This window comes from Shewanella sp. YLB-07 (genome assembly GCF_009377275.1).
In genome coordinates, this window is record NZ_VOQB01000006.1 from 351,769 (window position 1) to 365,095 (window position 13,327).

Annotated in this window: 12 protein-coding genes and 1 pseudogene; 3 read left to right on the plus strand and 10 right to left on the minus strand. The window is 44.5% G+C overall.

The features are described from left to right. Nucleotides 1–104 precede the first annotated feature (104 nt). Nucleotides 105–2,897: a two component system sensor kinase gene (locus tag FS373_RS15695; RefSeq protein ID WP_227992824.1), complete on the plus strand. Its 2,793-nt coding sequence runs from the start codon at nucleotides 105–107 to the stop codon at nucleotides 2,895–2,897. A gap of 55 nt (nucleotides 2,898–2,952) precedes the next feature. Here FS373_RS15695 and FS373_RS15700 read toward each other — a convergent pair whose 3' ends face one another. After that, complete coding sequence (locus FS373_RS15700; RefSeq protein ID WP_144046619.1) at nucleotides 2,953–3,597, minus strand: two component system response regulator; 645 nt, start codon at nucleotides 3,595–3,597, stop codon at nucleotides 2,953–2,955. Nucleotides 3,598–4,079: 482 nt separating this feature from the next. On the opposite strand from FS373_RS15700, the gene FS373_RS15705 reads away from it, so the two are divergent. Both FS373_RS15705 and FS373_RS15710 read left to right on the plus strand, forming a co-directional pair. Continuing rightward, entirely contained in the window at nucleotides 4,080–4,514 is a 435-nt protein-coding gene (locus FS373_RS15705; protein ID WP_185977076.1) for a LexA family protein, read from the plus strand. 135 nt (nucleotides 4,515–4,649) lie between these two features. Continuing rightward, a complete protein-coding gene (locus FS373_RS15710; protein ID WP_144048970.1) occupies nucleotides 4,650–5,903 on the plus strand; it encodes a Y-family DNA polymerase in 1,254 nt (417 codons plus the stop codon). A gap of 211 nt (nucleotides 5,904–6,114) precedes the next feature. On the opposite strand, the gene FS373_RS15715 is transcribed toward FS373_RS15710, so the two are convergent. The 9 genes and pseudogenes from FS373_RS15715 to FS373_RS15750 form a co-directional block, all read right to left on the minus strand. After that, nucleotides 6,115–6,420 carry an antibiotic biosynthesis monooxygenase family protein gene (locus FS373_RS15715; protein ID WP_144046621.1) on the minus strand — a complete coding sequence of 102 codons (306 nt, stop codon included), beginning with the start codon at nucleotides 6,418–6,420 and terminating at the stop codon, nucleotides 6,115–6,117. A gap of 270 nt (nucleotides 6,421–6,690) precedes the next feature. Continuing rightward, nucleotides 6,691–6,862 (minus strand): annotated as a pseudogene (locus tag FS373_RS32045) (transposase); the annotation flags it as partial. A gap of 60 nt (nucleotides 6,863–6,922) precedes the next feature. Beyond that, nucleotides 6,923–8,911, minus strand: a complete 1,989-nt coding sequence (locus FS373_RS15725; protein ID WP_152829829.1) for a DUF6531 domain-containing protein — start codon at nucleotides 8,909–8,911, stop codon at nucleotides 6,923–6,925. Between the two features lie 26 nt (nucleotides 8,912–8,937). Then, the gene (locus FS373_RS15730) at nucleotides 8,938–9,423 is read right to left on the minus strand and encodes a hypothetical protein (RefSeq protein ID WP_144046623.1); all 486 of its coding nucleotides are present in this window, start codon (nucleotides 9,421–9,423) and stop codon (nucleotides 8,938–8,940) included. 15 nt (nucleotides 9,424–9,438) lie between these two features. Continuing rightward, nucleotides 9,439–10,551, minus strand: coding sequence for a sterol desaturase family protein (locus FS373_RS15735; protein ID WP_152829830.1), 1,113 nt, complete (start codon nucleotides 10,549–10,551; stop codon nucleotides 9,439–9,441). Between the two features lie 229 nt (nucleotides 10,552–10,780). Further along, nucleotides 10,781–11,065, minus strand: coding sequence for a type VI secretion system PAAR protein (locus tag FS373_RS15740; RefSeq protein ID WP_152829831.1), 285 nt, complete (start codon nucleotides 11,063–11,065; stop codon nucleotides 10,781–10,783). Between the two features lie 80 nt (nucleotides 11,066–11,145). Then, entirely contained in the window at nucleotides 11,146–11,322 is a 177-nt protein-coding gene (locus tag FS373_RS31530) for a hypothetical protein (RefSeq protein WP_194165862.1), read from the minus strand. Further along, nucleotides 11,322–12,047, minus strand: coding sequence for a hypothetical protein (locus FS373_RS15745; protein ID WP_152829832.1), 726 nt, complete (start codon nucleotides 12,045–12,047; stop codon nucleotides 11,322–11,324). The genes FS373_RS31530 and FS373_RS15745 overlap by 1 nt, the downstream gene beginning before the upstream one ends. Nucleotides 12,048–12,297: 250 nt before the next feature. Continuing rightward, nucleotides 12,298–13,320, minus strand: a complete 1,023-nt coding sequence (locus tag FS373_RS15750; RefSeq protein WP_194165863.1) for a hypothetical protein — start codon at nucleotides 13,318–13,320, stop codon at nucleotides 12,298–12,300. Nucleotides 13,321–13,327 lie beyond the last annotated feature (7 nt).

Sequence of the window (13,327 nt, forward strand, 5' to 3'; positions counted from 1 at the left end):
CTATGCCTAGTGTGGGAAATAACAAATATTCGATGCAAGTACTCTGTTTTTACGGTACTTTCTAACAATAACTTATGATTGCCGCTGGCAACAGATGGAAGAAGATGATGAAGATTAAATGGAAAGCCTCACTGGTCACCAAACTCACAGTATCATTTACCGCCGTCCTCGTCAGTCTCTGGCTCATGATTGAATACCAAGCTTACAGCAACACCTTTTCCCGAACCCTCCACCGAGCTCAAATCGCCTACGGTGAGCTAAGTGACTTAAGATCTCAGGTAAGTAACACCCTATTTTCCGATGCACGCTATGATGCTCGTCAACTCGATAAGCAGTTACATCAATTCTCATCCATGAATGAGATCAATGCCCAAGGAATAGTCGCTCATTATTTTCCTCTGGCAGAAAACCCTAATAAAGAAAATGACACCTTAAGCATGTGGATTGCCCAGACTTTTGGTAATGCGGGCCAACACAGATATTTAGATAGCTTCATCTATAAGCCTCATAAAGGGATCTCTATTTATGCGGACTCCAATGCAGACGAAGAATATTTTCAGATAAGGCTCGAAGAGATAAAACAACTGACGAGTAAAAAATCCCTCGATGGTTATCGTTGGGGAGCGCCCATTCTTGATAAAAGATCCGGTGATTATCACCTCATATTCAGTTATTCCAGTGATCCGGCTAACCCTGACGCTCCCCAGGTAGGTTTTGGGATAAACCTGGTCTCAGTGATGGATCTCAATAATTCATTAGGGCCTGGGGATGTCAGTTTTTTCATGACACCGGAAGGTGAACTATTCTCTAAATCTATGTTGGCCTTGTCACCTGAGACCATCAACACCTTAAAACACCAGTTTAACAGCAGCCACCCAGATAATGAGAAGCGGGTTCTACATCCCTTAGGTGAATACTATGTGATTAAAAATCACATTCATGGCCCTGGATGGCAGCAAATCACATTGATATCAAATGATTTTCTGAAAGATATGGCCTTAACCCCCTTCTTCGCGGAACTGCCCTGGTCACTCCTTTCTTTGGCCTTTATGTCTTTCGTCCTACTCAATGTGCTGCGCATCAATTTTGCCAAACCTATTGGCCATTTTGTCAGCATAATTAACAGTGACAGCCAACCGACCTTAGAGCGGCGCCTCCCCGTAGACAGAAAAGATGAATTAGGTCAGATAGCCAAGGCCTATAATCACTTATTGGATACGGTCAAAGAAAATTATGATGTACTCGAAAAGAAGGTCGAAACAAGAACCCATGAGCTGGCCATTGCCACCCTGGAAGCGGAAAAGGCCAATAAACGTAAGACTGAGCATTTAACCAACATCAGTCACGAAATCCGCACCCCACTCAATGGCATAACCGGCTCATTGGAGCTGCTGCGTAATACCGAGCTCACCACTAAGCAGATGGATCTCAGAGACACAGCCTATAACTGTGCGAATTCCCTATTAGCCATTATCAACAACTTGCTCGACTTTTCTCGCATAGAAGCCGATCAAATTGAGTTAAATTATCAGCTCTATCCCGTGTTGACACTGGCCGACAACGCCATGATCACCATACAGAGCAGAATTGTGAACAAGCCTATTTCACTCGAATGCATCGTTAACGCCAATGTGCCGGAAAAAGCACTACTGGACCCTTTAAGAGTGAGGCAGATCTTAGTCAACTTACTGGGGAATTCGGCCAAATTCACGGAAGAAGGTTATATTTTATTGCGTATAGAAGTTGTTGAAAATCATCTCTATTTCAGCATTGAAGACACGGGGGATGGCATAAACATTCAAGATCAGCAACGCATATTCGAACCCTTTGCTCAAAGCTGTCACCACCAACCGGGCACAGGCCTTGGCTTGCCCATATCGGCTAAACTCGCCAAGAAAATGCAAGGTCAGCTAACCATGTTTAGCACCTTAGGCAAGGGCAGCACCTTTGTGTTAGACCTGCCCCTGTCTCAAGCCACAGCCCCCTTAGTCTTGCCAGACGATACCATCACAGCACCACTTGCCCTGCATAAACAATTAGCATTATGGGGAGCTAAACCTATAGAGGGTGATAATGAGGAGCTAGATAACCCTGAGCTTACTCACCTGCCCGCCCGCCTATGGCAACGTCTACACGAGATACGTCACGACTTGCCTCGCAAACAAAGCAGCCATACGCTGGCCCTGCTCCCCTGGAAGCTAAAAATTCTGCTGGTGGATGATGTAGATACTAACCGGGATATTATCGGCAAGATGTTACTCGAGTTGGGCCAACAAGTGTTCAGTGTCAGCAGCGGTGAGGCGGCATTGCAAAAAGGAATGCGCCATATCTTCGATCTGGTATTGATGGATATCCGCATGCCGGGACTCGATGGGTATCAAACCACACGAAAATGGCGTGAAAGTGAAGATATTCTGGACACCGAATGCCCTATTTTTGCTCTCACGGCAAATGCTAACCCTATGGAGCATGACACCATTCGAGCCGCTGGAATGAACAGCTATTTGACTAAGCCTGTGTCATTGAAGCAGTTAAATATGGCACTTGAAGAGGCGGCAGATCTGCAACTGGATCGCGATATGCCCCTGATCATCAATACCGATATCGACACGCCGATGATCGATGTCTCCCACACGGATCTTAATCAGCGACTGGCCGCTCATTTAACGGATATGGGCGAACAAGCCAAACTGCATATTAATCAAGACGAATGGAAACCCCTCAGCGATGTACTGCATACGATTAAAGGCAGCGCGGGCCTAGCGGGAATAAAAGATATTTCTGAAGCAGCTGCCGACTTAGAGGTCGCCCTTGAAGCCGAAGCCTGTTTAAGTTTGGAGGAGTTTGCGCCCCTAGAAGCGCTCATTCAGGCATTAAATTGCGAGACAAACACATAAGATGATTGCACGCTGATACTGGGTTAGTATCAGCCGTACAATCACAAAAGCAGAATTAAGAGCCCAACCTCTGAGCCCAACGCATCAATTCGGCCACATTGTGTGCGTTGAGTTTGCGCATTAAATTCATTCGATGGGTTTCAACCGTTTTCAAACCTATGACTAAATCCTCCGCGATATCCCGGTTGCGACGCCCCTCGCAGATCAACTTGAGCACTTGTTGTTCCCTCGGAGTCAACATAGGGATATCACCATCGACGGCACCAATCAGGGCTTCAACTTGTTGCTCGTCCAGACTCGAATCGATAAAAGTCTTGCCTTTACTGACAGATTTAATTGCCGCTAATAAGGTACTTTTCGGACTGTTTTTAAGTACATAACCATTGGCTCCGACATCCAATGCTTCACGGGCACTCTTCTCTTCAACGGTGGCCGTCAGCACTATTATCATCATTTCCGGCCAACGTTGACGTAATTGACGGATAACATCGAAACCACTCATGCCCGGTAATTTAAGATCCATAAACACCAGATCGGGTGTTAACTTTAAACATTGCTCATACACAGCCAAGCCATCTTCAACAAATCCCACCAAATTCAACTCGGAATATGGGGCTAAGCAGCTACATAATCCATCAAAAATTAACGAGTGGTCGTCTACTACCAATATATTTATCGCCTTGTACTGGCCAAACGTCATAAGCTTACCTCCAGAAGAGAGTTCGAGTTACCTGTATTATGTAGATAACAGTAAACTGATCTTGATCACAATGATCTGCATATTGAAGGGCTTTCAGTCGGCTTGTCAAGACTTAGTACACAGTAGATTGTGCTTTATCACCGTCAATAAAACGGATACTAAGCTCATTAAAATACTGATACATAAAACACGCCAAACCCAGTTGCAGTCTCCTTTCAGCACATCTTAATCCGAATGCGGGCTAAGATGCCTCTGTCGACACTCAAGCGTTATCCACCAAATATACGAGGTTCACAGGCAGATCCAATCTAACCCTATTAACAAAAAGTGCTTAAAATCAGCCGTTTCTCCCCACGAGCCAGATTAAACGACAATCCTACTTTAACGTTCTGCCACCATCATCCCGAAAAAGATTGCCAGTGCCTAGATTACTGCTAGACTTACAACTGTATAAATATACAGTGCAGGGTAAAGCGACCATGATAAAAATGATCCCAATCTCAGCCAGTGCGGGAATAACCGGCTTCGAGAGTCCAGCCACAGACTATAAACAGCTTCCTTTAAGCTTAGATGAATTACTTATCCAGCACCCCAGTGCCACTTTCATCGGCCAAGCAAGCGGATGCTCGATGCAAAATGTCGGTATATTCGATGGTGATATTCTCATCGTCGACAGACACGTCAAGGTACAAGATCAGGACGTGATAGTGGCAAATTACAATGGCAGTTTTGTCTGCAAAATTATTGACACAAAAAGAAGAATGTTACTCTCTGCTAATGATGAACATCAGCCAGTGGTCATACATGAGTACGACCAATTCAGTGTCGAAGGTATCGTAGTACGTTCAATTCGCTGCCATCGGCCGAGTCCTCTGCTGATGAATGACGCAGCCGTCGAGCCGACTTTTAACCGATGAAAGTTATTGATGCCAGTGTCGTTACAGAGTGAGTTATAGCACCAAAACGAGTACTGAAACTAATACAATAACTTGTACCAGAACTTATACCAGAGTTAATGGGCCAGCAGAATCAACTCACACAGAGGAGATATGATGTTCGCCCTCGTCGATGCTAATTCATTTTACTGTAGTGCCGAGCAGGTATTTCGTCCCGAGTGGCGTGGCCGCCCTATTGTGGTGCTATCTAACAACGACGGCTGTATCGTCGCCGCTAACCGTCAGGCCGTCGATGCCGGGGTCCCAAAATTTGAGCCTTACTTCAAAATTAAGGCACAGTGTGATCGCTTAGGTATTATCGCCTTAAGCTCGAACTACGAGCTCTATGGCTCACTATCCGCCAGTATGATGGAGGTGATTGGTCGTTTTGCACCAGATCAGCATGTCTACAGCATAGATGAATCATTCCTGTCGTTTAAACACTGTTATCCAGCCATACCTTGCCTAGTGAAACATGGCGAGGCCTTGCGGCGCACAGTATGGAAGGAAACTCGCTTACCTGTGTCCGTTGGCATGGGAGAAACCTTAACCTTAGCTAAGATAGCCAATCATGCAGCTAAGAAGCTTGTAGACTACAACGGAGTCTGTGTCATAGATAACTCAGGCCAACGCAAGGCAATTCTCTCGCAGATAAAGCCATGCCATGTCTGGGGCATAGGCCGGCGTTTATCTAAGAAGCTGGATTTAATGGGAATAAAGTCGGCCTATGCGCTATCTCTGATGGCACCTGGGCTGGCCAGAAAACAGTTCAGTATCGAGATGGAACGTACGGTGCGGGAGCTTAACGGTGAGCCGTGTAAGGATTGGGATCAAGCCAGAGCTGATAAACAACAGATATTTTCGACTCGTAGCATGGGAGAGCGGATCACAGACTCAAACTCGCTACAGCAAGCCCTCAGCAAACATGTCGGTATCGCCACCAGCAAGGCAAGAGAGCAAGGCTCATTGTGCTCGGTACTGCTTATTTTCGCCTCCAATTCCCCTTTCGATGAGCAGCCTATAGGCTTTAAACTCACTCACAGATTTGCTTATCCCACCAATGACACAGGTGAAATAACCCAAATAGTGACTCAGATAGCCAAGCAACAATTTAGAGATGGTGTGCGTTATTACAAGGTAGGAGTAGGCCTAATCGACCTTATCAGTGAGTCACATAACCAGTTGGATCTGTTTGCATCACCGAAAAAACCGGCATTAATGAAGGTCTATGATGCACTCAATCACAGATACGGCTCCGACTCTATATTTATGGCTGCACAAGGGTTCACGACCAAGTGGCACATGAAACGAGAATATCTCACGCCTCAATACACCACCAGCTGGCGCGATATTCCTAAGATCAATTGCTAATCTACTGACAAATAATATATAGAGCTAAGACATCACCACCAGCTGGCGAAAATTATCTAGTTTGTTCCTAATTGACAGGGTTTAAATGTATTTGCAAAGAGGTGAGAGAATCTCCGCACTAAACAGCGTAAATCACTGGCAGAATATCTCTCTTCCCTAGGACCTCTTGTTAGACGCATTAACCTAATAGATAAATGACGTCATTTAGAACTCACCCCCTAGTCGATATCACCACCTGATGCTTTTCAATCATAGGTCTGCCGGTAAAGGCTTCCTTGGGTAAGGGATTTTGATGAGATAACTTAAAATCTTCACTGTGGATCCACGCCTCAAAAGCCGCTTCATCTTGCCAGGTTGTAAAAACGACATAAGGCGCCCCTTCACTCACAGGTTTTAAGATCTGCATGGAGACGAAACCAGCTTGCTGGTCGATTTGTCCCACACGTTGACGAAATCGATTCTCAAATTCATCTTGCCAATCCACAGCCACCGGAATACGGTTCGCGACAATATACATAACCCCTCCTAATAAAGACATCCAAAATTATTTCAATAAAAAACAACCACTAGAAACATGTGAAACTACCGTAAAACCCAGTGTGCCACGACTTATCTATATCATCAATTATCAGGCATGATAAATAGACCTCTTTAATGCATAACTCATTAAGAATTGTCGAGAAGAGTTCAAATTAGATGAAATAGTCAAATCAGGAAAACGCAAAATACCGAACGGAAATTCAGCTGGGTTTACACTCTTTCACTAAGGAACCTTAACGGATATATATTAGGCGCTGTCTAGCCATTTATGACAATTAGCCGCCCCATGCCTACGTTTTCTTTAAATGCTCACAGTAACGACTTAGCTCCTGTAAAGTTCCTACAGGGCCTTTAAACAACCGAGTAAACTCTGATGTGATTTTCAGCCAATTCTGTTCCGGAATATTGAGTTTATGTAAAGTTGGTTTAAGCCTAGTTCATAGATTTGCTCTTTTAAACTTTGGGTGTCTTGATAGTCTTTAGCTGTTTTGTTTGGGGCGCCATGAGTTTTGGGCAAGTTTTTCATATTCAAAGGTTAACGCTACGTCCGGACTAAGGACCTTGAGCTGATGTACGACGTCATTACACTCGAGGGGGATATTGGCATCGACTCTCCCCTCTTTAGTACGGCTTTGTTGCTGCACTAAACGACCGATAGCATCATAATAGAAATGCACACTGGTGCCATCGGCTAAGGTTTTACTCTCGAGTCTGCCAGCTGCATCATAAGTGAACACAACCCTGCTTTGTTGAGACATGACAGGCTGAGTCGCCACCGCCTGAACAGCTTGACCTTGATAAGAATGAAAATACAAAGATGAATCTGAAATTTGTTTAGCTTCACTCACGCTGATGAGCTGACAATCATGGTTATACTGATAACAGCTTCGCCCTTGTGGAGTGACATGACTTATCAAGGTATCGAATGCACCATACTCATAATCATGCTTGAGCCCTTGGGAGTTCGTCACACCGATTAAGTGCCCATCACAATCATAAGCAAAATTAGTTTGTTGACCCTCTTCATCAACCCAAGCGCAGGGATAAGGCATACCGAACTTATACTGCCAGAATTGAGTCCCCTCTTTACTTCCATCGGCCAAAGTCTGACATCGTGTAACTAAGCGGCCGAGTCCGTCATAATGAAAAACAACAGTTCCACCATCAGCCAATAAAATAGTCACTAATTGACCTAATCTGTTGTAGCGATAGCCCGTTTGGCTAGCGTCTGGTGAGATAATCCAAGCTAATTGGCCCAAACTGGTGTATTGATAGAACCACTGCATAAGAAAAGGATCGGATACGCTGACAAGGTTTCCTTTATTATCATATCGGTATGACCATATTTCACCTTTTGAATTGGTGTATTGCGTCAATCGCCCCGAGTCATCGTAGCTATACTCCCAGGTTTTGTCTCCCTGGATACTCATTGCAGTCACTTGGCCAAAGTCATTATAGGTAAATTGACAAGGCTCTCCCCGGGCATTGATTTGAGCGATAAGGCAATTGTCCCACCACTCATTGATCGTTTCATCACCATTGGAGAAGACTATGCGGGTAATATTGTTTTGCTCATCTGTGTAATAATGCCTGATCCCGTAGCGCGCACTCTTGTAATACACCACACCTTGCTCGTCATCGTACCTAAGTTGAGCATTGAAACGCTCCTCTGCACCACGTATGGCAAGGGCACGCCCTTTTACATCATAATCAAACTCAAGCCAGGTGAGACTCAAGTCAGAACTGCGCAATAGAAAACCATTTCTGCTATAACGATAATCAAAATTAGCACCGGGATCGGCGCGGCAAGACGTCATATAACCAAGCGGATTATACTCGTATCGAGCCAAGGTTTGGATAGGTAATGCTTGTGGAGTAAGTAAGGTCAACTGCTTGATGCAGCCCAGATCAGTATCCACCCGAATCTGTCGGCCATCGGCCAAACTAATATGACTCAGGACTGCGCCATGATAGGTGAAAGTTAGCTCATTGCCTTTGCCATCACTAATACGAGAAAGAAGCAGCCTATCGCCAAAGGCGTGACCAAAGCGATAACTAAGACCATCGACATGCCTCATCAACAGATCATCACCACGGCGCAATAATCGCCATTGTGGCAGATGGGAAACCCGGCTTTTGTGTCCCGCTACAGGCAAGTCGTACACGCCTTGATTATATTGCTCATCGGTAAAAGTCACCGACTCACCATCAAGTAGCAAGCTCATGTCCCACAAACAGCGCCAACGGGTGCCAAGTAAACCTGGACTCATCATACTGCCTGAATGATAGAAGCGTTTATGCAGCAGAGGGAGTCGGCCCGAGAGGGTAAAGTCGGTGCGCCGCTCAAGCACATAACCTGTGGCCATCTCGATATGCTCTGCTTGGGTAAAGCGCCCTTCGCTACTAGCCGTTCGTACATTCAAATCAAATGCATTCATCAGGCTTTGCTGCCTTTCCAATATGTTCACTGCAACTTAGTCCAATCAAGCCTTTATTAATCTGAGGTTATTTCAGTAAATTCAGCATCCTGCCAAAGCTTAATTTCACTGTATGTCGCTTGATTAATAATGCCCAGTTCCAAGGCCTTATCCATATCATCTTGGATAAGATAGGCGCCTAATATGAAAAGTCCATCAAACTGGCGCAAGGGAGCATATTTAGGTTCATCTTCCCATTTGTCATCATAAAAAGCCTCGTACGTTCGGCTTAAGCTATAACCCGCCTCACAGAAAAACGTACGATTCAGTAATGCGGCTGCATGCTTCCATGCCTGTTTATCCATTTCATCAAGGGATTCAAGCGTGCCATGATGTTCACTCATAGCCAGCTTTATCTGATTAATAGCCTCCAGCGTCGGAGGGGCCGCCTGCAACTTGCTGTCATCACAGCCTTGAAGTTCATAAACTTCACTTTGGCAGGCCGTCAGCAGTAACAGAGTTATCAGGCTAATACCTGCTTTAATCGATGATCCTTGTATCATATTCATATTCCTTGTTTATCGACTTTTTTTAAATGGAAACGCTTGCTGTTTCAACATGCCTTCAGGGATATAGTCGCCTACTACCCCATATTCATCCGGCCACTCTTTTTGATCACACACGGCGGTTCCCAATAGGTAATCGATAAACGAAAAATGTGCCGCATAATTTCTGTCAATTGCTGCACTATCCGAGGAGTGATGCCAGTGATGAAACTGAGGTAAGACTATGATGTACCTTAACCAACCTAGATTAATTTGAACGTTAGCATGATTAAACACAGCCTGTAGGCCGACAATGATAACGTAAAGCCCAATCACCTCTTCGGGAAAACCCAATACAAATATCGGCGTTAACACCAGACACCGGGTGATTATCAATTCTAAAATATGCTGTCTTGAACCTGCTAACCAATCCATATGTTTAGCGCTGTGGTGCACTGCATGAAAACGCCATAAAAAAGGCACTTCATGGTAAGCCCTGTGCGCCATATATTGAACCAAATCGGCGACCAGGATAATGGAAAAAAGCTGTAGTACAAATGGAAGACTGGATATAAAACCTTGTATATCGGTCGAAATAGCCCAACCAAAGGCTTCATGTACAAAACGGTTAGCCACTAAGAGTACAAAGCCGACCGCCAGATGATTAACGAAGAAATGATTCAGATCCCCCTGCCATTCAGGCCTGAGAATGACTTGTTGAGACTTATGGGGTAAGAGTTTTTCGATGAAGATAAAGATAAGAGTCGAGCCCAGAAGATCCAGGATAAACCAATCTAAGCCTAAATAAGGGGTGTTATCATCAAAATCCCCCACTTCCACTTTGTGGCCACCGAGTGCTATTGCAACGATCACAAACAACCAGGCAAGCATGCCTAAGCGTTTATTTTTGTTACGAACAAAATTGAGTAAGCCCAGGCTCCCGGATATCACTAAAGCAAAGAACATAATCTGCCTTAATAAGCTCACACTGTAATTTTGTCTCAGCTCAGGTGTGGTTAAATATTCGGGGAAATGAAATGCCAGCACACCTAGCAATGATAAAAAGGAGAGTAAACACGCGATATAGCCACTGATCCTACCTTCACCTAAACGTAATTCTCCCTCTTTCACTAACTTATTTAGCATAAAAACATCCATTTAATATGTGAATGACAAACCGTCACTATCCGTTGATTTAATGATATGGGAAACGGTTTATCACCATAAGACTCTCTCGAATAAAGGTTCAATCTTGCCTAGGCAGGCCTCTATTATAAGAGTGCCATTATAAAAGCTATCACAAAAACATCCATAAATAAAAAGCACTCGCAAGAGTGCCATCGAGCTTTTCAGCCACTTAAAATAATCTTTGCCTTTAACCAATATTGACTGTGCCACCACCGACTAATGAGCCCCCACAATCGACGGCATCGCCACTACGGGCTGCGGGCATGCCATCGGCTGATACCGTCCCTGAACCTGCCGAAATAGCACGAGGATGGGGTGGATTATTGGGTTTATCGTGAGGTGCTAATGCATCTCCCTTTCTCGCCAAGGGAACGCCATCGACCTTGACCGTCGAGGAGGCAGCAATCACTGCCGTGGGTGGAAACCCTTCATGATCTAATCCCATATCGCCTAACTTCACTGCATTGCCCATCTCTCAACTCCTTCTGAATATGTTTAATCGTCTTGTGTACGTCATCAGACATATCAAGCTAACAACTATGGGTGTCTTAATTATTTGACACTATTACTGGTGCCAGTATCCAGATACACATCATTAACCTCTAAAAAACTGCCATTGATATCCAAACCATCCCCTTGGGCTGTTGGCAGCGGCGAGAAAAATAGCGCCTGACCCAGAGAAATATCACGTTGCTCACCCGCCGTTGGCGGCCGATTACTGAGATCCACTATTGCTCACTCTGAGCAGAGGTATATACCGGATGCTTGTATTGCTCATTGAGGCGCTTGATGTCCACCACTTCAACCTCACCGAGTTGCTGTATCAGTTCGGCTATGATTGATTCTTTTTTCTCTAAAGAGGTCGCATAAATGGTTCCTGAAAAAGCTAATTTCATCTTCTTCTTAGGAATAATATCTAACAATACGTCATTTTTGAGATTGAATAATATATTAGCGTCAGCAAATAAGATTCTGTGCTGGTCTATTTTTGATTTAAAATTAGTCATCCCGAATGCCATCAGAGCGAATGCCCCCGCCCCCACGAATGCCAGCGGTCCAATAACAAAGAGTGCGATTAAGCAGACAGCTATACCGACCCAGGCAAATCCCCTGACGAGGGTGTAGGCTATCTCGGGGATTAAATCTTCTTTGGTATAGTGAATACCTAGTTTGGTGAGTTTGTAGTGATAATGACTGTCGGGGAGAAATAAGTAACGGGTCATAAGAAAACCCATAAGCATCATGGTAGTTAAGAATGCGTATACTCCTATAGAATCAGAATCATCTAATACGAATAATAAAAGCAACAGACCGGTACCTATCCCGGGACTAACAATTGCTGTCAATAACCGGATCCAATCTTTGCTTTCCCCACCAATATATTCCCACTCAAACAGCACTGGCGCTTGGTAAACTTGTTGATCTAATGCTGCAATATCTTCTTCACTGGTCATTAAGCTTTACCTCCCACGGTAATAATACGTGTACTGATCTCTTTGCGAGGCTCTTTGTTTGAGTCGTTGTTAAACGCGTCACGGCTGCCGACATTTAACGCACCAGACTGAGTGCCTTGAGCAAGACTTCCCTAATAAAATGCCACAAGTGATGCTCATCTGAAGGCGCTAGCCAGTTGAGCGGCATCTTTATTACTCATCTAATCACAGCCCTTATCTACACATATAATATTTAACCAATGAGATGGCACTAGGCCGCCTTACTCTTTTTAAAGATATCGAGTACTGGGCCTTGCTTAGGTGACTTTTGTTGCTTACCTCTTATGGCTTCAAGCGTTTTCGTGAACTCTTCATCACTCATCTCACGCCAGTAATGGCTGGGATGACCTCGTTTACCCGCTAAGTCAAACTTGGCCGTGGTAATGTCGCGCTCACGGGCCGCCTCTAGAATTAATACATCTGGCATGGGTTGACTGATATCCATATAGCGCTGGATCATATTCCATAAAGCCTGATATTCAACCACCAGCTGGTTATTAGGCATTAAACCGTGTAGTGGAATGCCTTGGGAATAACCATTATACCGGTGTACCAAATACAGAGCATAATTAATCAACCCTTGGTGACTGGGGGCCGAGACCAAAATGCAGTCGAACTCAATAAAGGGGTGGCTAAAGCGTGGCTTACCATTACTTTTATACAAGGTCACCATGCCCGTTTGGCGATTCAGACTAAATTGTTTCTGGGCCTTTAAGAACCAAGGAGTAAAATAACCTCGATTAACAAGTTCAGCCTGACCCCAGAGCAGACTTAAGGGAAAAAAACCATAGAGCAAAACCAAGCCTAAAGCCTCAAAAGCTTCAATAAAACTGCTTCTTTCATCATAAAAAGGCATAGTTAAAAATACTACGATAAATAGCGGCAAAAAAAACTGACAACTGATCTTACCTACCGCAGATAAGAACATATATATCTGAGTCCAGCGACTCAAGGCCTCTTGTTCCAGCCTCTGTTCATCCCAGCCAGCCTGCTCTTGTGTCTTAGAAATATACTCTGCCATTTTTTTCCAATGGATTGGGTTTTGCCCCATCACAGCGCTGGTTGAAATAGTGCTTGTCGGTCGCCTAAAGCTAAACGATTGACCTTTAGTTAGCAGGCTTTGTAATAAACCCTTGGGGCTTGGCTGGGCTTGTGGAGCTATATCTTGGCTGTTATATGCTGAACTCGTATAAGCCTTACTGTCGTTCACTGAGTTTGTTGGTTGCTGTTTCATTGATATT

Bases quoted from the DNA above. Each gene is read 5' to 3' on its own strand.
- FS373_RS15750 (WP_194165863.1), bottom strand. From the start codon at position 13,320: ATGAAACAGCAACCAACAAACTCAGTGAACGACAGTAAGGCTTATACG.
- FS373_RS15695 (WP_227992824.1), top strand. From the start codon at position 105: ATGATGAAGATTAAATGGAAAGCCTCACTGGTCACCAAACTCACAGTA.
- FS373_RS15710 (WP_144048970.1), top strand. From the start codon at position 4,650: ATGTTCGCCCTCGTCGATGCTAATTCATTTTACTGTAGTGCCGAGCAG.
- FS373_RS15700 (WP_144046619.1), bottom strand. From the start codon at position 3,597: ATGACGTTTGGCCAGTACAAGGCGATAAATATATTGGTAGTAGACGAC.
- FS373_RS15715 (WP_144046621.1), bottom strand. From the start codon at position 6,420: ATGTATATTGTCGCGAACCGTATTCCGGTGGCTGTGGATTGGCAAGAT.
- FS373_RS15730 (WP_144046623.1), bottom strand. From the start codon at position 9,423: ATGATACAAGGATCATCGATTAAAGCAGGTATTAGCCTGATAACTCTG.
- FS373_RS15740 (WP_152829831.1), bottom strand. From the start codon at position 11,065: ATGGGCAATGCAGTGAAGTTAGGCGATATGGGATTAGATCATGAAGGG.
- FS373_RS15735 (WP_152829830.1), bottom strand. From the start codon at position 10,551: ATGCTAAATAAGTTAGTGAAAGAGGGAGAATTACGTTTAGGTGAAGGT.
- FS373_RS15745 (WP_152829832.1), bottom strand. From the start codon at position 12,047: ATGACCAGTGAAGAAGATATTGCAGCATTAGATCAACAAGTTTACCAA.